22 protein-coding genes are annotated in these 22,871 nt (G+C 56.9%); 6 read left to right on the top strand and 16 right to left on the bottom strand.

All coding sequences use genetic code 11. The features are described from left to right. Positions 1 to 31 precede the first annotated feature (31 nt). Together GKA01_RS07260 and accD are read right to left on the bottom strand one after the other, a co-directional pair. Entirely contained in the window at positions 32 to 1,354 is a 1,323-nt protein-coding gene (locus GKA01_RS07260) for a bifunctional folylpolyglutamate synthase/dihydrofolate synthase (RefSeq protein WP_146860822.1), read from the bottom strand. Next, the gene (gene accD, locus GKA01_RS07255) at positions 1,354 to 2,223 is read right to left on the bottom strand and encodes an acetyl-CoA carboxylase, carboxyltransferase subunit beta (RefSeq protein WP_146860818.1); all 870 of its coding nucleotides are present in this window, start codon (positions 2,221 to 2,223) and stop codon (positions 1,354 to 1,356) included. Before accD ends, GKA01_RS07260 begins: the two co-directional genes overlap by 1 nt. A 258-nt stretch (positions 2,224 to 2,481) precedes the next feature. Here accD and GKA01_RS07250 point away from each other — a divergent pair, with 258 nt between their 5' ends. After that, entirely contained in the window at positions 2,482 to 3,045 is a 564-nt protein-coding gene (locus GKA01_RS07250; RefSeq protein ID WP_146860815.1) for an HdeD family acid-resistance protein, read from the top strand. A 67-nt stretch (positions 3,046 to 3,112) separates the two neighbouring features. On the opposite strand, the gene trpA is transcribed toward GKA01_RS07250, so the two are convergent. Both trpA and trpB read right to left on the bottom strand, forming a co-directional pair. Continuing rightward, positions 3,113 to 3,925 carry a tryptophan synthase subunit alpha gene (trpA, locus tag GKA01_RS07245; RefSeq protein WP_146860812.1) on the bottom strand — a complete coding sequence of 271 codons (813 nt, stop codon included), beginning with the start codon at positions 3,923 to 3,925 and terminating at the stop codon, positions 3,113 to 3,115. After that, positions 3,922 to 5,160, bottom strand: a complete 1,239-nt coding sequence (trpB, locus tag GKA01_RS07240) for a tryptophan synthase subunit beta (protein ID WP_146860809.1) — start codon at positions 5,158 to 5,160, stop codon at positions 3,922 to 3,924. Before trpB ends, trpA begins: the two co-directional genes overlap by 4 nt. A gap of 181 nt (positions 5,161 to 5,341) precedes the next feature. Between trpB and corA the strand changes: the two genes are divergently transcribed. Next, positions 5,342 to 6,319, top strand: coding sequence for a magnesium/cobalt transporter CorA (gene corA, locus GKA01_RS07235; RefSeq protein WP_146860806.1), 978 nt, complete (start codon positions 5,342 to 5,344; stop codon positions 6,317 to 6,319). Here the strand turns inward: corA and GKA01_RS07230 are convergent. From GKA01_RS07230 to alr, 5 genes are all read right to left on the bottom strand, one after another. Continuing rightward, positions 6,316 to 6,762, bottom strand: coding sequence for a DUF934 domain-containing protein (locus GKA01_RS07230; RefSeq protein ID WP_146860803.1), 447 nt, complete (start codon positions 6,760 to 6,762; stop codon positions 6,316 to 6,318). The two genes, corA and GKA01_RS07230, sit on opposite strands and share 4 nt — an antisense overlap. Continuing rightward, complete coding sequence (locus tag GKA01_RS07225; protein ID WP_146860800.1) at positions 6,749 to 8,422, bottom strand: nitrite/sulfite reductase; 1,674 nt, start codon at positions 8,420 to 8,422, stop codon at positions 6,749 to 6,751. The genes GKA01_RS07230 and GKA01_RS07225 overlap by 14 nt, the downstream gene beginning before the upstream one ends. Then, positions 8,419 to 8,736 carry a DUF2849 domain-containing protein gene (locus GKA01_RS07220; RefSeq protein ID WP_146860797.1) on the bottom strand — a complete coding sequence of 106 codons (318 nt, stop codon included), beginning with the start codon at positions 8,734 to 8,736 and terminating at the stop codon, positions 8,419 to 8,421. Before GKA01_RS07220 ends, GKA01_RS07225 begins: the two co-directional genes overlap by 4 nt. A gap of 218 nt (positions 8,737 to 8,954) precedes the next feature. Continuing rightward, the gene (locus tag GKA01_RS07215; RefSeq protein ID WP_146860794.1) at positions 8,955 to 9,401 is read right to left on the bottom strand and encodes an RrF2 family transcriptional regulator; all 447 of its coding nucleotides are present in this window, start codon (positions 9,399 to 9,401) and stop codon (positions 8,955 to 8,957) included. A gap of 60 nt (positions 9,402 to 9,461) precedes the next feature. Continuing rightward, positions 9,462 to 10,664, bottom strand: a complete 1,203-nt coding sequence (gene alr / locus GKA01_RS07210; protein WP_228119956.1) for an alanine racemase — start codon at positions 10,662 to 10,664, stop codon at positions 9,462 to 9,464. An 87-nt stretch (positions 10,665 to 10,751) separates the two neighbouring features. Here alr and GKA01_RS07205 point away from each other — a divergent pair, with 87 nt between their 5' ends. After that, complete coding sequence (locus GKA01_RS07205; RefSeq protein WP_146860791.1) at positions 10,752 to 11,216, top strand: Lrp/AsnC family transcriptional regulator; 465 nt, start codon at positions 10,752 to 10,754, stop codon at positions 11,214 to 11,216. 92 nt (positions 11,217 to 11,308) lie between these two features. Continuing rightward, the gene (locus GKA01_RS07200; protein ID WP_146860788.1) at positions 11,309 to 11,509 is read left to right on the top strand and encodes a (2Fe-2S)-binding protein; all 201 of its coding nucleotides are present in this window, start codon (positions 11,309 to 11,311) and stop codon (positions 11,507 to 11,509) included. 42 nt (positions 11,510 to 11,551) lie between these two features. On the opposite strand, the gene bfr is transcribed toward GKA01_RS07200, so the two are convergent. The 4 genes from bfr to GKA01_RS07180 all read right to left on the bottom strand — a co-directional run bounded on the left by bfr (position 11,552) and on the right by GKA01_RS07180 (position 16,478). Further along, positions 11,552 to 12,040: a bacterioferritin gene (gene bfr / locus GKA01_RS07195; protein ID WP_146860785.1), complete on the bottom strand. Its 489-nt coding sequence runs from the start codon at positions 12,038 to 12,040 to the stop codon at positions 11,552 to 11,554. Between the two features lie 145 nt (positions 12,041 to 12,185). After that, complete coding sequence (locus tag GKA01_RS07190; protein ID WP_146861063.1) at positions 12,186 to 13,589, bottom strand: M20/M25/M40 family metallo-hydrolase; 1,404 nt, start codon at positions 13,587 to 13,589, stop codon at positions 12,186 to 12,188. A 42-nt stretch (positions 13,590 to 13,631) separates the two neighbouring features. Then, positions 13,632 to 14,144 carry a Rid family hydrolase gene (locus GKA01_RS07185; RefSeq protein ID WP_146860782.1) on the bottom strand — a complete coding sequence of 171 codons (513 nt, stop codon included), beginning with the start codon at positions 14,142 to 14,144 and terminating at the stop codon, positions 13,632 to 13,634. A 24-nt stretch (positions 14,145 to 14,168) separates the two neighbouring features. Then, positions 14,169 to 16,478, bottom strand: coding sequence for a TonB-dependent receptor (locus GKA01_RS07180; protein WP_244289178.1), 2,310 nt, complete (start codon positions 16,476 to 16,478; stop codon positions 14,169 to 14,171). A 631-nt stretch (positions 16,479 to 17,109) separates the two neighbouring features. On the opposite strand from GKA01_RS07180, the gene GKA01_RS07175 reads away from it, so the two are divergent. Together GKA01_RS07175 and GKA01_RS07170 are read left to right on the top strand one after the other, a co-directional pair. Further along, complete coding sequence (locus GKA01_RS07175) at positions 17,110 to 18,246, top strand: histidinol-phosphate transaminase (protein WP_146860777.1); 1,137 nt, start codon at positions 17,110 to 17,112, stop codon at positions 18,244 to 18,246. A 6-nt stretch (positions 18,247 to 18,252) separates the two neighbouring features. Beyond that, complete coding sequence (locus tag GKA01_RS07170) at positions 18,253 to 18,798, top strand: HutD/Ves family protein (RefSeq protein ID WP_146860774.1); 546 nt, start codon at positions 18,253 to 18,255, stop codon at positions 18,796 to 18,798. A gap of 16 nt (positions 18,799 to 18,814) precedes the next feature. Here the strand turns inward: GKA01_RS07170 and hutU are convergent, their stop codons facing one another. The 3 genes from hutU to GKA01_RS07155 all read right to left on the bottom strand — a co-directional run bounded on the left by hutU (position 18,815) and on the right by GKA01_RS07155 (position 22,778). Beyond that, a complete protein-coding gene (gene hutU, locus GKA01_RS07165; protein ID WP_146860771.1) occupies positions 18,815 to 20,500 on the bottom strand; it encodes a urocanate hydratase in 1,686 nt (561 codons plus the stop codon). Positions 20,501 to 20,597: 97 nt separating this feature from the next. After that, complete coding sequence (gene hutG, locus GKA01_RS07160; RefSeq protein WP_146860768.1) at positions 20,598 to 21,395, bottom strand: N-formylglutamate deformylase; 798 nt, start codon at positions 21,393 to 21,395, stop codon at positions 20,598 to 20,600. A 21-nt stretch (positions 21,396 to 21,416) separates the two neighbouring features. After that, a complete protein-coding gene (locus GKA01_RS07155; RefSeq protein WP_146860765.1) occupies positions 21,417 to 22,778 on the bottom strand; it encodes a formimidoylglutamate deiminase in 1,362 nt (453 codons plus the stop codon). Between the last annotated feature and the right edge of the window lie 93 nt (positions 22,779 to 22,871).

The following is a 22,871-nucleotide window of genomic DNA, read 5'->3' as shown; positions in this document are numbered from 1 at the left end:
TCTACCACTCAGCCCGGCTACCAGAAACGGCTTACCTCCCGAGCCAGCCATCCTCCGCCAGAACAACACCTGCCAGATAAAGACTTCCACAAATCAGGACCCGAGCTGGCGGCCCACCCGCCGCCGTCAGACGCAGCAGAGCATCTCTGACTGTTGGTCCCGCGATCGCCCGCCCACCGGAAGCTGCAATAATCTCTTCCACAGACATTGCCAGATGCTGACCACGTTCGGAGACCGCCTGAACCGACGACGCGCGTTCAACAATTGGTTTCAGAAAACCCGATGCATCCTTGGTCTGCTTCACACCCGCAATGACATGCACAGGCCCATCCTGCCAGCCATCGAGGACTTCTCCCAACACCTGTCCGGCGTCAGGATTGTGTCCGCCATCCAGATAAAGCTCCCATCCTGCGGGAAGAAGGCGAGCCAGCGCTCCATCCAGCTTCTGCAGCCGTGCAGGCCAGAAGGTATGAGCAATCCCCTGATAAGCCGGAAGCGAAAGCCCCACTCCTGAAACCCGAAGCGCGGCCACAGCTAGCACTGCATTACCATCCTGATGCCGCCCTTTCAGGGCAGGTAACGGCAATGACAAAACTCCATCCGCATCCCGATACTCCAGTCCGTCAGCGCCTGTGGCATAAAAAATATCCTCCCCGATCACCCGGAGAGGGGCCTCCATCTCTGCAGTCCGGCGACGGATGACCTCCAGAGCCTCCAGTGACTGCGCAGCAGAGACCACCGGAACGCCCTGTTTGATGATCCCGGCCTTTTCTCCCGCAATAGCCGCAACCGTACCGCCCAGGAATGCCTCATGATCCAGACTGACCGGCGTAATCACACAGGCCGCAGGTCTGGGAACGACATTGGTCGCATCCAGCCGACCTCCAAGGCCGACCTCCAGCACTACCAAATCCGCCGGAACTTGCGAGAACAGAAGGAAGCCAGCAGCCGTCAGAACCTCAAAAACGGTAATAGGGGCACCGGCATTGATCTTCTCAATCTTTTCAAGGGCAGTAACCAGAACATCTTCGTCCACCAGCCGGCCAGCCAGCCGAAAACGCTCGGTCACGCTCACCAGGTGCGGACTGCTCATAACGTGCACGCGCAGCCCACCGGCTTCAGCAATCGCACGCAGATTGGCACAGGTACTTCCCTTGCCATTCGTTCCCGCCACATGAATGACAGGAGGCAGATTTCGTTCAGGATGACCAAGCTTTGCCAGCAAAGCCTCAAGCCGCCCCAGCGAAAGATCAATCAGCGCGGGATAAAGATCCTGTAATCGCGCGAGAACAGCCCCAGGCCGCCCCCGATATTCACCGGACAGCTTCACGGGCTCTCCACGCTCGGCCGCCATCAGGCCGCTGCGTCAGAAACGGTTTTATGACCCATCATGATGCCAAGAATCCGTCCCAGCAGTTCAGGCAGTTCGGACCGTTTGGCTACGATATCAACCATCCCATGCTCACGCAGATACTCCGACCGCTGAAAGCCCTCCGGCAGCTTCTCGCGGACGGTATCCTGAATGACACGCGGCCCTGCAAATGCGATCAGCGCATTAGGCTCGGCAATATGCACATCACCCAGCATCGCAAAGGACGCCGTGACCCCTCCCGTCGTCGGGTTTGTAAACACGACGACATACGGCAGCCCTGCTTCCCGAAGCATCTGCACGCCAATCGTCGTCCGCGGCATCTGCATCAGGCTAACAACGCCTTCCTGCATCCGCGCACCACCCGAAGCCGTATAGATCACCAGCGGCGCCTTCTGCAGAACAGCCAGACGGCAGGCGGCCACGAATGCCTCGCCCAGCGCAGCCCCCATCGTCCCCAGAAGGAACTCGGGCGCCATGACCGCAACAACAGCCTTCTGCCCCTTGATCATGCCATGAGCAACGACCAGTGCCTCATCGAGATGCGACTTGTTCCGCGCATCCTTCAGACGGTCCGTATAACGCTTGGAATCCTTGAACCCCAGCGGATCAACCGGCATCTTCGGCAGCTCGATCGTGGTGTATTCCCCACCATCGAACGTCCAGCCCAGACGCTCCTTCGCCGTTGCCCGCATGTGATGCCCGCAATGCGGACAGACCTTCTCGGACCGCTCCAGCTCCTTGGTAAGCATCATCTGCCCACAGGATTCGCAGTTGGTCCACAGATTGTCCGGCACGTCCCGCTGAAGCAGGCCACGCAGCTTGGGTCGGACGTAGTCGGTCATCCAGCTCATGTCGTCTCGTTACTTTCTGGCCGCCTTCAGGACAAAGGGCGGAATGGGGTCAAAGCCCAACGAAGGGCCACTTTCTCTCGCGCGTTTTAACGCCGCAACACCAATTATGCCAGCCCGACCATCTGTGTGTCTCTTATCTCTCCCGCCTGCGATGCACAACATGCCATCTTCCGCTATACAGACCACGACAGCGGGCGTCGTGTCCGCCCTATAGGCTTCCCGAAAAGAGCGGGACCACATTTCGGAAAGAACAGCTCCATGTCAGACAGTTTCAACCCTCCCCGCTTTCTACCGCCACACGGCCTGAAGCCCGGCTGGTTCATAGGCTTCGGGGCTTTCCTGATCGTCCTCGGCACCCTTGCCGCCCTCGACACCATTACAACAACCCTTGCCAGCATGGTGATTCTTGGGGCCCTGATGATCATTGGCGGCGTCGCCCAGGTCATGCAGAGCTTTGCTCACCGGGGACTTCCCGTTCCTAACCAATGGCTGTCCGGACTGATCGGCGGCCTCTATATCCTTGGTGGCATTCTTCTGATCGAGGAGCCCGCGACAGGCTCGATTTTCATCACAGCCATTCTCGCGGGCTGCCTGATCTTCGCAGGTCTTGCACGAACCTTCTGGGCAGGAGGCCACCGAACTAACAAACACTGGATCGTACTGGCCCTGAGCGGCCTCGTCACGCTTCTGGTTGGCATCCTGCTCTACATGACGCTGCCCTGGTCCGGCCTCTGGCTGATCGGCATGTTCATCGCCATAGAACTGCTAATGGCAGGCTTCGCGACACTGCTGTTCGGATTTTCCTTGCGAAACACAATCTGATCTGGTGCGTTCCGGCAGGCAAGTCCTGCCGGAACGCATATTCAAACCCGAAAACCCGACCAGAAACTCAGGCTCTTACAGCCGCAGCCAATGCCTCAAGCTGCAACAAAACAGCCGGAACCGTCCGCTCCGTCGCGTGCCCGTCCTCAAGCGTCCCCGCCATGGTCTTGATCAGCGCAGAGGCCACAACAGCCGCATCCCCGATCCGCGACGCCGTCCGCGCCTGTTCCGGCGTGGAAATCCCGAACCCGATTGCAACCGGCAGATCCGTGGCTTCCCGGATCCGCGGCAACGCCTTCTCCAGATCCGCCGCACTCGCACTGTTCGTCCCGGTAATCCCGGTAATGCTCACATAATAGACAAACCCGGTCGCGTCCCGCAGCACATGGAACAGACGGGAATTCGACGTCGTCGGCGCCACCAACGAAATGATATCCAGCCCGGCTTCCCGCGCATGCGCATCCAGCAGGTCCGCCTCCTCGGTCGGCATATCGACAACGATAATCCCGTCCACACCCGCCTGCGCAGCATCGAAACAGAATTCCGCCGGACCGTAACTGTCGATCGGGTTCAGATACCCCATCAGCACGATCGGTGTCTCATTATCCGTTTCACGGAACGCCCGGACCATCTGTAGCACCAGCCCCAGCGTCGCCCCGGCCTTCAACCCACGCAGAGCAGCCGCCTGAATCGTCGGCCCATCCGCGGACGGATCGGAAAATGGTACACCGATCTCGATCAGATCCGCCCCCGCCGCCGGCATCGCCCGCAGCAGTTCCAGCGAGGTATCATAATCCGGGTCACAAGCCTGAAGATACGGAATCAGCGCCCCGCGCCCTTCCTTTTTCAGAGCTGCAAAACGTGTCTGGATCCGGCTCACAGCTTCACTCCCAGATGATGCGCCACAGTAAAAATATCCTTGTCCCCACGACCCGAGACATTCAGAACGATGATCTGGTTCTTCGCCATCGTGGGCGCGATCTTCATGACATGCGCCAGTCCATGCGCACATTCGAGCGCCGGGATAATGCCCTCCGTCCGCGTACAGACCTGAAACGCCTCAAGCGCCTCGTCATCCGTCACACCGACATACTCGGCACGACCGATATCGTTCAGCCATGAATGCTCCGGCCCGATCCCCGGATAATCCAGCCCCGCACTGATCGAATGAGCTTCCTCAATCTGTCCGTGCTTATCCTGGAGCAGATATGTCCGATTGCCATGCAGCACACCCGGCCTCCCACGGGAAATGGACGCTGCCGTCTTCCCAGAATCCAGCCCATGCCCCGCCGCCTCGACACCAATCAACCTGACGGACGCATCATCCAAGAACGGATGGAAAATCCCCATCGCGTTCGATCCACCCCCGATGGCCGCCACAATCACATCCGGCAGACGTCCCTCAGCCTGCGTAATCTGTTCCTTGACCTCCACCCCGATAACGGACTGAAAATCACGAACCATCTCCGGATACGGATGCGGCCCCGCGACCGTACCAACGAGGAAATACGTGTCGGCAACATTGGCCACCCAATCACGCATGGCCTCGTTCATCGCATCCTTGAGCGTCCCTGCCCCAGCCGTCACCGGCTTCACTTCCGCGCCCAGCAGATGCATACGGAACACATTGGGCTTCTGACGCTCAACGTCCGTAGCACCCATGTAAATCGTGCATTTCAACCCGAAAAGCGCACAGACCGTCGCCGTCGCCACCCCGTGCTGCCCCGCACCGGTTTCCGCGACAATCCGCGTCTTACCCATCCGCCGGGCGACGAGAATCTGGCCCATGACGTTGTTAAGCTTATGAGAACCAGTATGGTTCAGCTCTTCACGCTTGAAGTAGACCTTCGCTCCGCCAAGCTCTTCCGTCAGATGCCGGGCAAACCACAATGGGCTCGGACGACCAACATAATCCTTCAGATAATAGTCCAACTCCTCACGAAACGCCGGATCGGCCTGCGCCGCACGATAGGCCTCATCCAGTTCGAACAGCAGCGGCATCAGCGTTTCCGCAACGAAGCGGCCACCAAAAATCCCGAACCGTCCCCGGTCATCGGGGCCGGAACGAAGCGAATTGGAAAGAGGGGAAGGTTGGGAGGAAGATGTGTTCGTCATACCGCGCTCGGTTCCACTTCAGGGCCCCAAAGCGATACCAAGGGCAGCCCCTGCCGTCCATCCGTCTCACCGGTTCCCGACGCATTCTGAAACAATTCACCTCTCAAGGACTTGCGATTACACGACAGGCAGGACATGAAAGTCCCTCACAGCCCTTTCATTTTCCGCAAGGACCCGCCTGATGTTCCTGGTGCGCCCCGCTGGTGCTCCGGCCCGGGAAACCGGTCCGGACGTCGATCTTTCCAAGGCAGTCTGGCTCGATCTCATCAATCCGACTTCCGACGAAATCGCACGCGCGGAAAAAATTCTCGGAACCCACATTCCGCGCCGTGACGAACTCGAGGAAATCGAAAGTTCGTCACGACATCACGAAGACAATGGCGTTCTCTATCTCTCAACGCCCCTCGTCAGACGTGAAGAAGACACGGCCATCTCCCTGCCCATCGGCTTTGTCCTGACAGACCGGCGCCTCGTCACCGTTCGTTATGCCGACTATTACGGCTTTGACATGGTCGGCCGCCGTCAGGCGGAACGTGATGCCACGAAAGGAGAGCCCAGCGCCAACGAACTCCTCGTCGAAATCATCGAGGAAATCATCAATCGTCTGGCGGATATTCTCGAGGGACTGGGAAGGACACTGGATGCCATCTCGAAACAGGTTTTCAGGGCGAACCGCAGACGCAACCCGGCCCGCACAGGCGAGATGCTTCGCGAGACCCTCCGTCGCCTCGGTCATGCAGGCGATCTCGCTTCCATGACCCGGGACAGCCTGCTCGGCCTCGACCGTATCCTGATCTATATCGGCGACAGAACCGAAAAGGATCCCCAGGCCCTGAGAACCCGCATCAAGGTCGCAGGACGCGACATCGCCTCTCTCAACGACTTTGATGCCCAGACCGTCAACAAGGTCCAGTTCCTGCTCGATGCCACACTTGGTTTCATCAGCATCGAACAGAATGACGGCATGAAAGTCCTGACCGTAGTCAGTGCCATCGGCATCCTGCCCACCCTAATCGCAGGGATTTACGGCATGAATTTCCATGACATTCCCGAACTGGCGTGGAAATACGGCTACCCCTACAGCCTGGCTATGATGGCACTGTCTGTCGTCCTGCCGCTGTTCTGGTTCTGGCGACGCGGCTGGTTCGGCGCCCGTTAGGGAGCTTCCTCAACCCGAAGGCCCGGCCCTATCCCACGCTCTGGCAAGACCGACCGTTGATACGCCATCGGAAACTGCCGAAGCTGCTTCTCCCACAGGCCCGGGTCACCATTACCGTTCTTCGGCAGAACGACACTATCCACCCCACACCGACGCAGAAACGCCGCCTGATCCGGCAGAATATGCCCTTCCGCACGGATTTCGCCAGAAAACCGCAGATATTCCCGCAACTCGCGGGCCTGCGTGAATCCACGCCCATCCCTGAAAATGGGAAACCGCAGCACCACGAGATCCAGCCGATTCAGATAAGGCCGCAAAAGCGCGGGATCATCCGCACTCTCTAACAGGACAGCCCGCACATCATCCCGATCCGCCAGTTCCGCAACCGTCACCAGCACATTATGAACCTGCGCCGTCCGCTCACCAAGTTCAAACAGCTTCATACGCCGCCTCCCTGAAAGGCTCGTGCCCCAGACGTGTCAGAGTATCAAGAAACGTCTCCCCGCTCTCACGACGCCCAAGATAGCAGTCTACAACGCGTGCGATGGCGTCCACAGTCTCGTCCTCCGGCAGCGCCGCCCCGAGAATCGTCCCGATCGCCGCACCATTCTCGGCCCGACCACCAACCGTCAGCTGGAAGAATTCTTCTCCACGCTTGTCCACGCCCAGAAGTCCGATATGCCCAGCGTGATGATGTCCACAGGCATTGATGCAGCCCGAAATATTGATCCGCAACGCCCCGATTTCCGCCTGAAGCGCCGTATCCGCAAAACGCGCACCCAACTTCTGCGCAATCGGAATGGAGCGCGCATTCGCCAGCGCACAGTAATCCAGTCCCGGGCACGCCACGATATCGCCAATCAGCCCGATATTCGCTTCCGCAAGCCCGACTTCCGACAATCCAAGCCACAAATCCCGTAACCGGTCTTTACGGACATGCCCCAGAACCACGTTTTGCAAATGCGTGATCCGGATTTCGCCAAACGAATACGCATCCGCCAGATCTGCCAGACGCTCGATCTGCGCCGACGTCGCATCCCCCGGGATCCCTCCGGCAGGCTTCAGCGAAATGGTCGCAATAATATGCCCCGGATCGCGATGAACGTGCGTATTGCTCCGCACCCAGCGATCAAACAGCGGATCATCCCTCCGCTGCTGCGTCAGCACGGCATCCGCATCGTCCGGTGCCTCAAGCAATGGCACAGCAAAACGCGCCCGGATCGCCTCAACCGCTTCGGGCGTCAGCCGATACTGCTCGAGATCCATCTGACCCAGTTCGGCTTCCACAGCCTCCCGATAGGCCTCAACCCCGATCGCCTGAACGAGGATCTTGATCCGCGCTTTGTAGATATTGTCCCGCCGTCCATGCGCATTATAAACGCGCAGGATTGCCTCAAGCGTCGCCAGAAGATGCTCTTCCCGCACGCTGTCAAACAGCTCTTCGCCGATAACCGGCGTCCGCCCTAGTCCCCCGCCCACGAAAATCCGGAACACCGGAGCCCCATCCTCACCCGGACGGGCCAGAATCCCGATATCATGAAAGCGTGCAGCCACCCGGTCATTCGGACTGCCCGAAATCGCAATCTTGAACTTGCGCGGCAGGAACGTGAACTCGGGATGCAGCGTGGACCACTGCCGCAGGATTTCCGCATGAACCCGGGGATCCACCAGCTCATCAGCCGCCGCCCCCGCATACTCATCCGCCGTCACATTGCGGATGCAATTCCCGCTGGTCTGGATGGCATGCATGTCAACTTCAGCCAGTTCACGCAGAATATCCGGCGTATCTTCCAGCCGGATCCAGTTGAACTGGATGTTCTGCCGTGTCGTGAAATGACCATAATCGCGGTCATAGCGTCGGGCAATCTGGCCCAGTTTTCGTAACTGCCGACTGTCCAGAATTCCATAAGGAATGGCCACCCGCAGCATATATGCGTGAAGCTGGAGATACAGCCCGTTCATCAGCCGCAATGGCTTGAATTCGTCCTCGCTCAGCGTCCCGTCCAGACGACGCTTCACCTGCCCCTCAAACTCGGCAATCCGCGCCTGAAGAAAATCCCGGTCAATCCGGTCATACTGATAATGGCCGACAGGAACGCTCACTGTGCGGTCTCCACTGCAAATTCCGGATGTACGGTCGGGCCATGAGCCCGGATCTTCTCACGGACTGTGACAGGCTCCGGAGGAACGGAATCCTGCACCGCCGTGTCATAGACACCCACGACCCCGTCATGCTGGGCCTGCTCCGTCGCATGTGCAAGCTGAACCTGTGCCTCTTCAGCATCCAGAAGCAAGGCATGACCGATATGAGGAACCCACGTTCCCTCCGCGCTCCACCAGACGGTTCGCCCATCAAGAAGGCGGTTCGCCGTCAGAACCAGCTTCTGGCCCGCCTCAAGTCGAACAGGACGTTTCATCAGCACTCACCTTCCTGATGAAGTCCGGTTCTACCCGTGGACGGACCCATCATGAATGCGTCCCGCTCTCCGGTCCGAACAGACAGCCGAAAAGACGTTCAGGGACAGACCACGAAAAAGCATCCCGCCATAGCCAATCAATCATTGATCGGACATGGTGCGATGCTCCAGTCTGTTAAACTTATTTCGTGATTTTTGTAAAATACTTTCTCGTAAAGTTATATGGAAAACGAAATGGGGGCTCGGCTCGGTCGCTGCATACCTGCTTCTTCCGCGTTCTGGAGTAGGTGTTCCAGCGTGACAGATGCCATTTTTTCCGAGACATCATGATCCACAGACCGCCAGAACGGTTCAAGGACCTTGGTCCGCAAAAGATTTACACCATCATCAGACAGCTCGGGATCTTCCGTAACCGTCCGCACGATCTCATTCAGCGTGATAGTCCGTGGCGGCCTACCAAGACGGTATCCCCCTTTTGGACCACGAACACTTGAGAGCACTCCGGCACGGGACAGAGCCTGCAGCACAGGCTCGATCCCACGGCGAAGCATGTCACCCCGCCGGGCAATATCAGCACCGCTGACAACCCCAGACCGGCCCGCGTGGAATGCAACATCCAGCATAATGGATATCGCGGTCAAAGCTCTATCACGACGGAGATACATGAGACTTCCGATTTTCTGCGACAGACAACATCATCTTAACATAATCCGATTTCAGTTCGTCTATCTTGTGTTTTGTGCTGAAGTGTCAATCGCCTTTTCGGAACTCTCCGCTTTTCCAACATAATTCCGATAGAAGCGGTGCCCCAGGGACGTCAGCACCTCATATCCAATTGTCCCTGCCGCGACAGCGACGTCATCCACACTGCGCCGTGAACCGATGAGATCAACCATCATGTCCGCATCGAGCCTGCCCTCCGGAACATCCGAAATATCCACGATGAGAGAGTCCATCGAGACACGCCCAATCAGCGGCAGACGGAACTCCTCGAACCAAGCGCAACCCTGCCCCGCGCCATGCCGTGAGAAACCATCTGCATACCCTGCCGCAACAACTGCGATACGGCGCGGCTCAGCCGCCCGATAAATCATTCCATAACCCACGCCATCGCCGGGCAGGAGATCACGAACCTGAAGGACATGCGCCTGAAGCCGGACGACGGCGGACAGTGGATTGGGGCCAACATGGTTAGGAGCAATCCCATACAGTGCAGCCCCGGGACGCACCATGTCCAGATGGTAGTCCGATCCCAGAAATATTCCTGAGGACGCAGCCAGACTCATGGGCGCAGACGGTAACTGCGCGCACATCTCCAGCATTCGTGCCCTCTGAAGCGGGTTTGCAGAATGGTCCGGCATGTCCGCACAGGCAAGATGGCTCATGACCAGGCCGATTTTCAGCCCCGCCATAAGATCTGAGTTCTCCCGCAGGCGTTCGATATCCGCCACCGACAGACCAAATCGAGACATTCCACTGTCAACCTGAAAAACCGCTTCAAGAGGCACGTCGACACGATGCGCTTCATCACGCCAGATCGCAATCTGCTCGAGACTGTTCAGAACAGGACGCAGACCATAACGCAGACAGTCATTCGCCACCCCGGGGCGAGGACCATGCAGCACCGTAATCCGGGCATTCTCCGAAACAACGGAGCGGAGTCGTATTCCTTCATCAACATGCGCAACGAAAAAATCCTGTGCCCCAGCGGCTTCGAGAACAGGAGCAACCTGTTCCACTCCCAGACCGTAAGCGTCAGCCTTGACGACCGCAGCGCATGATGCGCGCCCTACCCTTTCCCGAAGGAAGCGGTAATTCGAGGCAATCGCATCCAGATCCACCGTCAGGCAGGCACCAGCGCGATAGGAAGGCCAGGAAGACTCAGAACATGCACTCATCATGAGAGGTGATACTATCTCTTTCCTCATCAGAATATCCTGCCGGACAATCACATAATCTTTCAGCTAACGAAAAAACTATGATCAAAAATGCGAAAACAGAACGATAATTCAAACATGATCTTCGACCGCATTACAGAATCCATTCTTCGCATCCTTCAGCATGACGGCCGCCTAAGCAACGCCGAACTGGCACAACGTGTGGGCCTTTCGCCATCCGCCTGCCTTCGCCGCGTCCGACTACTCGAAGAGCAGGGAGTCATCCGTGGCTATCGCGCCATCATCGACGAACGCTCCGCACACAAACTGACGACCGTGATCGTCCAGATTACCCTCGAACGCCTGACCGACGAATCACTTCGCCGCTTCGAAGCCCGCATCCGGGAGTGCCCGGATATCCGCGAATGCTACCTCATGACTGGCGAAGCCGATTATCTTCTGCACGTCGCCGCCCGCGACCTGGCGGATTACGAACGCATTCACAAAGAAGAACTCTCGCGCCTGCCCGGCGTCGTCCGCATCCAGAGCAATTTCGCGATCCGCCCTGTCGTCCAACGCTGGACAGGGCAGGAATTGTCCTGAGCCGCTTCAAACAAAAAAAATGAGTTTGCGAACTATTTGCAATTGAACTAGGCTTGGGCCATCGGTTTCCGTGAACGAAAGCCCGCCCATCCATGATCGTATGCTCGTGTAACGCGCTGTCCCATCAGGATATCGAAATTGCCATCCACAACGGCGCGTCCCGGCCGGCCGAAATCTATTCAGCACGAAAATGCAAGGCAAAGTGCGGGAACTGCGTGCCAGGTATTGTCTGCCTGCTGCGCTCGGCACTACAGAAAGCCCAGGCCGAACAGACGCAGCTCAATGTCGTATAAGAGACAGCCCGGACAACTCCGGGCTGTCTGAAGCTCGATCCCTTATTCCTGCTCAGGCGCAGCAGCAGAGTTCTTCTGGATATAACGCTCGATTCCCACCTGCTTGATGAGGTCGAATTGACGGTCCAGGAAATCCTCGTGCTCTTCCTCGTTAACGAGGATTTTCAACAGAAGATCACGGGAAACATAGTCCCGGACGCTTTCGCAATAGGCAATTCCGTCCCGCAAATCCTGAATGGCCTTTTCCTCAAGCTTCAGATCACATTCCAGAATTTCCTGAACGCTCTGCCCGATCAGGATCGGATTCAGACGCTGGACGTTGGGCAGTCCCCCAAGAAACAGAATGCGCTCGATCAGCCAATCCGCATGGCGCATCTCTTCGATGGACTCGTCATATTCCTTTTTCCCCAGATGGGTAACACCCCAGTGGCGCAGGGTTCGGGCATGAAGGAAATACTGGTTGATTGCCGTCAGTTCGTTGGTCAACTGCGTGTTGAGGTGTTCAATCACCACCGGATCTTTGATAGCCATGTTTCAAACTCCTTAAAAAAACAAGAATATCGAAGCCGGCGGCAAAAGAAAATCATATCTCCCTGCGACAGGATGTCCCCTGCTGTTGCCATTGACAGAGAAGACATCCCGCAACCGGATACAGTCAGTCAGGATCGACCCCGTTTCAGTGAGAGAGATCCGGAATCAGGACCAGCAAATCTTCCACAGCCGGCACAATGCTGGCCACAGGCGTCCGCTCGTTCAGGCCATGCATGAATGAATCCGAATTCTTAATGAAGATCGGGCTGATTCCATAACTCGGCACGCCGTGTGAGCGGAACCACATACTGTCGCTCGCGCCCGAAGACAGAGCGGGGAATACGGCAACCCCCGGATAGGCAACCTGCATGCCATGTTCGATGGCCTTGACGACATCAGGACGCATCGGGGATGCGGCCGTCTGAACGGAGCCCTCCGTCGCATCCTCGATTTTCATAGACGGATCCCGGGCTGCCTGCCGCAGCTCTTCCATAATGGCTGTTCGTGGGTGCCCTGGGAAAATCCGGCAATTGATATTGGCCGTCACTTTCTGAGGCAAGGCATTCAGCGCATGGCCACCTTCGATCATGGTCACAACGCAGGTCGTGCCAATGCGGCCGATATAGGACGGATCCGCCGAGAGAACACGAATGGCCTTCTCGTCTCCCGGATTGCGCGCGAAAGCCTTCATCGCAGCCGCCATCTCAGGTTTCTGCCAGCGTGCGGCATTCTGGAAGTAGCTACGGCTCAGCTCATTAACTTCAGGCTTGAAGCGATACTGCTGAATCCGCAGAAGATCTGCCGCAAGCTCGTCAATCGCGTTCACCGGACGCGGTTCAGAGGAGTGTCCGCCCGGATTGGTCACGGTCAGGCGGAAGTCCGCATAATTCTTCTCCGCCCCTTCCCAAGTGAAATAGTCCGGCTTTCCCGTCTTCTCATCGAGGGTCCCGTTCGCACCATCCATATTCAGCACAAGCTCGGCATTGGAGAGCTTGTCCGCAATGATGGCTCCCGTCGCCATCGTCGTTTCCTCGTCACCTGAAAACTCGAGAATGATATCCCGGCGCGGATGGTATCCTTCCCGTCGCAGTTCCAGCAGCGCAGCAATGGCCAGAGTGTCATCCAGCTTCATGTCCGTCGATCCGCGGCCCAGAAGATAGCCGTTTTCAATCTGCGGCTTGAAGGGATCATGCGTCCAGTCCGAGGCCTTGGCCTCCACTACATCCATATGTCCCGAAATCACCAAAGGCTTGAGGGAGGGATCCTGTCCGGGCCATCGCGCGATCAGATAGGCCGTATCCTTGTAAGGCGTGATCGTGATGTCAGACGGCGCAAACCCACCTTTGACCAGAGCATCGCGAAACAGCGCGGCCACTTCAGGTGTCTTGTTCCCTGCCCCTTCCACAGAACGTAGGGCAATCGCTTTTTCGGCCAGATCCAGTGCCTGATCAGCGGCAACGTGATGATCTGCCGAAGCAGCAAATGCCGGGCCCGCCATCAGCTCACCAGCCAGAATCAGAAGACCGCCTTGCAGCAGTCTCCCACCCATAGTTTTCCCGGAAAGCCGAGCCCGCTTGATGACGTTCATGCCTTATTCCTTCTGATTATCTGAAAACCCAGAACCATGATCTACCGCTCTGCCATCACGAGCAGCCGTCACATCAATCTCGACCAGCCAGTGCGGATTACCAAGATGAGGAACCTCGATGACAGTCCGGGCAGGAAATCCACTCCTGAACCTGTCCCGATAGGCCTGCATCATCCCATCAAAATCCATGTGCCCCAGCCTCGGGTCCGCCACCAGATAGACATGCATCTGCACAATATCCCGAAGCGTCATTCCAAAATGACCAAGTGCCGCGGCAATCTGATCCAGAGCACTCCGTGTCTGGACTGCGGTCGTCGCCCCCGAACCGATGTCGGATGCCGGACCAAGACCCGAGACATAAACAGTCTCCGAACCCGCCGGCACCCGAACAGCAGTCGAGATTGGAAAATCATCTTTCGGATCGGAATAGCGCTGTACGCTTTGCGCCGCGGCTCCGCCCAATCCCGCGGATACACTAGCCGTCAGACACAAAACCGTACCAAACCGACGAAACATGCTTTCCGCTTCCTCGCTGTGTTCTCAGAATTCTGCCTTGAGGGTTCCGTAATACTGGCGCGGCGCACCAACAAGGAATGACTGATAGTCACCGGACATCGGGATACCCGTCTCACCCATCGTCGAAATATATTTCGTGTTCGTCAGGTTATAGACATTGAATTCGAAGGTCAGGTTTTTCACGAAATTCAGGTTCTTCGAGTACTTTCCGAGATTCCCAAAACGATACCGCGCACCAAGCGTCTCGATCCAGTAAGACGGGATTTTCATGTCTCCGGTGTAGCTGTAGTTGCGCGTCCCGAGGAACTGGGTATCGAGATGCGCCGAAAAATCGTGCCACTCATACGCAAGGCTGGCCTTGTACATGAAACGCGGATAGGCAACGATCTGCTGACCCTTGATATGATAGGTCGTTCCAGCTTCGGTGACGTTATTGTCATAGGTCGCATGATTATAACTGATGCTGTTATACAGCGAGAGACCCTTAACCGGCATCAAGGTCAGACCACCATCCACACCATTCATGGTCACACCTCCGACATTCGCCACAGTCGAAACCGGATTAACGATGGATCCCGACGTCACCTGCTGCAACCGGTTATGAAAATTGGTACGGTAAGCATGCACTGACGCAAGCGCATATTTATGCGTAAAGCGATAACCGACCGCAAAATTCCAGTCTGTCTCCGGCTTCAGACCACCGTTCTGCAGAAGCTGGTTATAAGCGGACTGCGATACCGAGAACGGAGAAGCTCCTTCCTTGAAGGCTTGCACCGGGTACGACTTCACATTCTCCGCAATATCGAAATAAAGCTCATGATGCTTCAGGAAATGCCAGTCACCGCTGAAATGCGGCAGAAAAGCCCTGGCTGTCGTAATACTGCCACCAGCGATCTGACCGACACCAGTATAGCTTTCATCATTAGCATACTGACCGCCACGCACCGTCTGCAAAAGCGACTTGAAACCAAAGTGCAGCGAAAGATTAGGAAGGACATGATAGGTATCCTGCACAAAAGCCGTAAAACTATTGGAATTTAGGTTCTGTCCCCACAGCGTTGCAAACGGGTCCGGAAGCTCTCCAACGGAATTAACAGGTTTAGCGCGCCCAGCCTCGACATCCGACAACAGCGGCTCTTCGTAAGCAAAACGTCCTACATTCGTATGGAAGTTCTCGTACCAGACACCGCCACTGATATCATTATGTGCAATTTCATAATGCAGGGCAGATGTGAAACCAAAACGCTGAGAATGCGTCACGGTCGCCTGATCGATCAGAGGCGCACCATTAGGAGACGACACATACGGGTTCGCCCAAGTCCCCCGCAGATACTGGCCATGTCCATAAACCACACTTTCCCAGCGCAAACGATCCGTCAGGGCCAGATTAGCCTTCAGGCCACCCAGATAGTCCCGCTCAACCAACGCACCATCATAATACGACGCATCCCAAGGATCAGACATTTTGGAGTAACCCGCTGGCAGCGCGCCACCCGGCAGTCCATTCGCCGAAAGCGCGGACAGATAACCCTTCCGATAAGCGTTGGGTGTCCCGTAGAAATTATCGATACCGTATCCGCCATTTTTCAACATGTCGAACGACATATCCTGATACAGATAACTCTGCGTCAGATTATAATCAAAAAAAGACGAGATGCTGCTGCGCTCACCGATCGGCTGGACAAATTTTGCGTTGACCTGCTGACCAAACTGGCCGCCGCCGCCTTTCCACTTGTCCTGCGAATTACGCATGTAAGACACATAGAACCGTGTCCCACTCTTGTTCAGATCACCACTATCCATCCGCAGGAATGTATGAAATCCGCTGTTTGACCCGAATGTCTGCGATGCAAGGCCACCTGCCTTATGTTTCGGATCGGAGGAAACATATTCGACCGCACCACCGAGATTGCTCGTACTGGCGACCGATTCTGCTCCTGCTCCCATGGAAACATCCATGCGCCCGACATTCTCGGCAGAAATGGCGTTCACGGAATTCAGACCATTAAAAGTATGGAATTCCTGATCACCCAGCGGAATACCATCCAGCGTCATGCCAATCTGGTTTTGCAGGAACCCGTGCATATAGAACTGGGTGGACCAGGTATCCATGCCCTGTGGATCATCGGACTGGAACATCACGCCCGGCTGACGCGCCAGAACCTTGAGCGGATTGGTGCCCGGCACCGCATCCGCAAGCGTTTCAGAAGAGACGGTTGTGACAGCACCGCGGGGAACGTGGCGGGCCGTCACATGCATGTTCTCGCTTTCAAGCGCCTCTCTCGCCGTCACCCGCCGGGACCGGACAGCCTTACTGCGGGAAGATGTCGGCACAGAGACTGCCGAAGATGTTTTATGGGCCGCATGATGGACGACAGAATGAGAGCCAGGAACGGCTGCACGTGCCGAAAAACATGAAAACGCGGTTGTTGCGAGAATCCAGACAAGAAAAGATGACGTCCCCCTCCCAGCCAAGACAAAGCGTTCTCCACCCGAAAAGGCAGAACAACAGGCTGGCTGGTCCGATGATGGAACGTTATTTTTCGACATCTTATTCCAGTACTTTCCCAAAGCAGTCGTTAAAAAGGCGCCATCAGTCGCTGACAGGCTACAGAGGAAACTGAGAGGCATATCGCCTTAGCTGGAAAAACCATGTCATTCCGGAAAATGGTTGTCTATGTCTATTCTGATACCGAACCGGTTTTTTGGTGCTCGCATCTCACCTCCCACTCACAACCAAAATCCAGATCTCAATATTTTCCGTTTTATTTCATATGTTTAATAGAATTTTTTTTTGCGTTGACCCCTGCAAGAAAACGTCTTTTTAAAAAGCTATACAAAAGATCCGGAAAAACGAACCAGCACTCTGTCGTATTCTGTCTATATACGATATTCCATACTTGTCTTTACATGACAGCTTTCTTTCATCTGCTGGGTTGCCCCCCCTCCCTGCCGGAGCCATTCCATGACCGCCGTTTTCGATTGCCGGACATCACCTCTTGCCCTGGCTCGTACTGAAATCCGTCAGTTGCCCGTCTATAATGCCGGACTATCGGAAGATGCGGTGCGCGATAAATATGGCGTTCAACACATCACCAAGCTCGGGAGCAATGAAAACCCCTACGGCCCTTCCCCGGCTGCCCTGAGCCACTGGAACGATATCTCATTCAGTCTTTTCCGATATCCCGACGCGTCAGCCGAAGCGTTGCGGGAAGAGCTGTCGCGTCAGAGCGGAATCGATACAGATCGCATCCTTGTCGGAAATGGCTCTGAACAGATCATCCGCATGATCTGTGAGGCTTTCCTGTCTCCAGATGATCGACTCGTCACCGTCCTCCCCTCTTTTGGCCTGCACCTGATCTGGCCAGAGATGATGGGAGCGCGAGCGGACGCAATCCCGATGACAGCCGACGCACGTTTCGACATGCCCGCTCTTCTTGCAGCCGTAAAATCCGGCCCTCTCAAGGTTCTGATGTTTTCAAACCCGTCCAATCCGGTTGGCTGCATCATGACGGATAGCGCCATGAGAGATCTGATCGATGCCTGTCCGACAGACACATTGATCGTGATCGACGAAGCTTACTGGGAATACGCCCAAAGCAGTCCAGAATACGCAGACAGTCTCACGATTCTCAAAAAACAACCCAGACCGTGGATGGTTCTGAGAACTTTCTCGAAAGCCTACGGGCTGGCAGCCCTGCGCGTCGGATACGCCCTGACATCCGGAGCCGATCTCACATCTGTCATGACGCGCGTCCGCGACCCGTTCAACAGCAACAGCGCCGCTCTTGAAATGGCCCGGTTGAGCCTGCTTGACCAGGACCATATGCGCACAAGCGTGGAGGCAACACTATCGGAAGGACGCACTCTGAAGACTGCCCTGGAAAACCGGGACTATTTCGTCGCACCATCCTTCGCCAACTTCCTCTTTTTCGATGCCCGTGAACCTGCGGCAGCCTTGGCTGAACGCCTTCTGGAGCATGGCGTCATCGTCAAACCCTGGAAAGAAAATGGTTATGAAAGCTGGATACGGGTCAGCGTCGCGCGTCCGGAAGACAGCCGCATTTTCCTTCGGGCACTCGATGACGTCCGTCAGCCCTGACCTCTTGTGACCCTCCGTCACATCCGCCTCGCCGATCTCCCCGACATCCTCTGGAAAAACGGAGCGGGGACCACCCGGCTGCTGAACGAACAGCCGGAGTGGCGCCTGAGCGTCGCTTTCATCACCGGCCCTGCGCCATTTTCAGTTTTCCCGGGCATCCTTCGCCAGACCGGTCTGCTCAAAGGTCAGGGAGTCCAGATCATTCCTGCTCCGAACAGCCCTGCCCTGCGCCTTGAAAGGCTAGGAAGCATCCTCACATACAGCGGCGACTTACCCATGACCGGCATACCTCTGGCAGGGCCGGTCGAAGTCCTGAACCTGATGCGTCCCCAGGAAGCAGCCGGCCCAACCCTGATTTCCATAACGTCCGAACAGCCGCTCCCGAATTCCCTCCTGGCCTTCGTTGTCGTCCAGAACCGCTGGACCGTGGCATCAGATCACCAGCACTACCAACTTGCTCCGGGCGACATCCTTCTTGGAGATCGCCCTTTTGCACTGACCATTCTGAAAACGGAATCGACGTTGCGCCCTATTGCTTACGGCATCATGTAAGTCTCTGACGCCCTGATCAGGAACCGCGCGTCAACATGGGCAAATCGAGCCCTTTCTCCCGCGCGCAGTCTCTTGCGATATCGTAACCGGCATCCGCATGTCGCATAACGCCCGTCGCAGGATCATTCCACAATACCCGCTCCAAACGCCGTGCCGCATCCGGTGTACCGTCCGCCACAATCACCATGCCCGAATGCTGCGAAAAGCCCATTCCAACACCTCCACCATGATGCAGCGACACCCAGGTCGCACCTGACGCCGTATTCAGCAGCGCATTTAGCAGCGGCCAGTCCGATACGGCATCCGAGCCATCACACATGCTTTCGGTCTCCCGGTTGGGACTGGCGACCGATCCGCTATCCAGATGGTCGCGTCCAATTACGATCGGCCCCTTGAGTTCCCCGCTCGCAACCATATCGTTGAACGCAAGCCCGAGACGATGGCGGTCTCCCAGACCCACCCAGCAGATCCGCGAAGGCAGTCCCTGGAAATGGATCTTCTCCCGCGCCATATCGAGCCAGTTATGAAGATGTCTGTCGTCCGGCAGCAGTTCCTTGACCTTCTGGTCGGTCTTGAAAATATCCTCCGGATCGCCGGACAGCGCAGCCCAGCGGAACGGACCGATCCCCCGGCAGAACAGCGGCCGGATATAGGCCGGCACAAATCCTGGAAAGGCAAAAGCGTCTTCAAGCCCTTCCTCGAAGGCCATCTGCCGGATATTGTTGCCATAATCGAACGTCGGCACACCCATGCGATGGAACGCCACCATGGCCTCAACCTGAAGCCGCATGGATTCACGCGCTGCCTTCTCGACCGCCGCAGGGTTGGTAATCCGCATCTTCTCGGCCTGCTCCAGCGACCACCCGGCGGGCAGATAGCCGTTCAGCGGATCATGCGCAGACGTCTGATCCGTCACACCATCCGGGCGAATACCACGCCGTACCAGTTCCGGAAAAACTTCGGCGGCATTGCCCAGCAAACCTACCGAAACAGCTTCGCCTTTGGCGCAGGCGTCATGAATAATAGCCAGAGCCTCATCAAGGGTTTCGACCTGACGATCCAGATATCCCGTCTCCAGGCGCTTCCGGATACGGGATGGCTCACATTCGACAGCCAGCATGGACGCACCGGCCATAACGGCTGCCAGAGGCTGCGCACCGCTCATGCCCCCCAGACCACCCGTCAGGATCCAGCGCCCCCTGAGGCTGCCACCATAAGACTGGCGCCCCATTTCCACGAAAGTCTCGTAGGTGCCCTGCACAATGCCCTGGGACCCGATATAGATCCACGATCCCGCCGTCATCTGACCGTACATCATGAGCCCCGCACGATCGAGCTCGTTGAACGTCTTCCAGGTCGCCCAGTGAGGCACGAGATTGGAATTCGCAATCAGCACCCGCGGCGCATCGGCATGCGTCCGGAAAACGCCAACCGGCTTTCCGGACTGCACGAGAAGCGTCTGATCCCCCTCGAGATCCCGCAACACCTCGACGATCCTGTCGTAACACTCCCAGTTCCGGGCAGCACGACCAATACCACCATAGACAACCAGCTCGGACGGCTTTTCCGCAACGTCAGGATCGAGATTGTTCATCAGCATCCTGAGCGCAGCCTCCGTCTGCCAGCTTTTTGCCGAAAGTCCGGGTCCGGTCGGAGCGCGGATGACACGATCATTCGACAGGCGGCTGCCGGAATCACTCATGGAAATCTCCTGTATGAACTTGTATATACCATTATTCAGATCACATAGCACTCCTGTCAATCCATTTATGAAATGATATCAGCCTTTTTCATCTGCCTTATTCCGGGCGCCAGCAGAGCGCCGTCTCAAGCAGCGCATTGATCATCCGCGACAGCCGCACGGCCTTTTCCAGATCGATCGGCCACGGTCCGTCCTCGCTCTTCAGATAGGTGGACTGTGCAATCTCAAGCTGGACGGCATGAATGCCGCGCGCGGGCTGCCCGTAATGTCGTGTCGTATAGCCCCCCTTGAACCTGCCGTTGACGACATGACTGTAAAACGGGCTTTCTGCCATACGCAGCCCCAGACGAGCCTCCAGATCCACATTGCAGGACTGTCCGCTGTTGGTCCCGATATTCAGATCGGGAAGCGTCCCTTCGAACAGGCGAGGAATATCCGATTTAATGGAATGGCCGTCCCACAGAACCGCCCATCCCCATTTCTGGCGAAGGCGCTCAAGCTCTTCGGTAACAGCCGCATGATAGGGACGCCAGTAAGCCTCCCGACGTTCGGCAATCTCACAGTCATCAGGCTCCTGTCCCGCACGGTAAATGGGCAGGCCATCGAACGTCAGCGAAGGCACAAGCCCCGTACTCGGTCGCCCCGGATAGAGGGCTGCGTCGTCGGCCCCACGGTTCAGATCCACCACATAACGGGAATGACTGGCTTTCAGAACGCCGATACCGCTCGACAGTGCCCCAGCATAAAGATGCTCCATATACCAGTCCGTGTCAGGAAGCTGCCGCCCCCGGGCGGTCATCCGGCGTTCCATACCGGGCGCCAGATGACATCCGGAATGAGGCAGCGTCACAAGCACGGGCATGGTGCCACGAACGAGGGAAAAGACATCCGTCATGGTCAGGATTTCCTTTTGAACTCAGAGATCGAGAAGTGTTCGTACCGTGCGCCGGAAAGCCGTCGTAATGGCATCATGATCCACATGCCGCCCATCACGCACACGCCACTGACCGCCACATAGGACATCTTTCACGGGCGGCTGGCGCGATCCGAAAATAGCAGCGTCCAGGATGGCATCGCTCTGGAGAGAAGGAAGCGGCAGCAGGTCTTCATCCAGCACACACAGATCAGCACGTGCGCCCGCTACCAGCCCCCAGGAGTCCAGCCCGCAGGCCTGCCGCCCACCCTCCAGCGCCTGGCGGTACAGCCATCCCCCTGTAGACCCCAGAACATCCACAGGCAGGGACGCACACCGTGTCTGCGTAACCAGTCTCTGCCCATATTCCAGAAGGCGCAGCTCTTCCCATGGGCTGATCAGCACATTGCTGTCACTTCCAATCCCGAAACGCCCTGCTTCATTCACATAAGAAACAAGGGGGAACAGGCCGTCTCCCAGATTACCCTCCGTGATCGGACATAGCCCCGCCACAGCTCCCGAACGGGCCAGACCCGTAATTTCAGACGCAGAGAGATGTGTCGCATGCACCAGGCACCACCGCCCGTCGACATCCGCATGGGACAACAGATAATCCACAGGACGCGCGCCGGTAGCCGACATGCAGTCCTCCACTTCCTTCTGCTGTTCCGCCACATGAATATGAACAGGCCCCGTCTGAACCGCCAGAAGATCCGACGCCGACGCCAGATCCACAGCCCGCAAAGAATGCAGCCCCAATCCCACAGACAGATGCAGCATCCCCATCCATGCGGAGCGGGTCTGATCGATGATCTTCGCAATCAGGTCGGGCGTCGTCGCAAACCGTTCCTGCGCATCCTGCAACGGACTGCCGTCAAACCCTCCCCGCTCATACAGCGTCGGCAGAACTGTCAGCCCGATTCCAGTCATCTGGGCCGCGTCTCCCAGCCGCAGACACATCTCCGCCATCCGGGCGTAAGATGTGCCCCCCGAAGCATGATGAAGGTAATGGAACTCCGCAACCTGCGTATATCCGGCCGAAAGCATTTCCATATATAAATAGCTGGCGATATCCTGCATCTGCTCAGGCGAAATCCGGTGCGCAAGCCGATACATCAGCCGCCGCCACGTCCAGAACGTGTCCGCCGGATTCTGTCGACTTTCCGTCAGCCCGGCCATTCCTCGCTGAAACGCATGAGAATGAAGACTCAACTGAGGCGGAACAATCATCGCCTCCCGTCTCACTCCGACGGGCGCCACGCTATCCGGGACAACCGCTTCAAACCGCCCCGCAGAGGAAATGGTTATCCGCACATTTCTGCACCATCCTCCGGGCAAAAGAGCCTGATCGGCAAACAGTTCCATAACCTCTCAACCTTCCCTCCACCCTTAAGCGGAAAGCCTTGGATTTGCGCGTTGATTACATCATGATAATGGATTTATATCACTTGTATATAC

The organism is Gluconobacter kanchanaburiensis NBRC 103587 (assembly GCF_007988905.1).
In the GTDB taxonomy this organism is placed as follows: Bacteria; Pseudomonadota; Alphaproteobacteria; order Acetobacterales; family Acetobacteraceae; genus Gluconobacter; species Gluconobacter kanchanaburiensis.
Note: the sequence above shows the minus strand (reverse complement) of the source record. Positions and strands in the feature narration are given on the sequence as shown.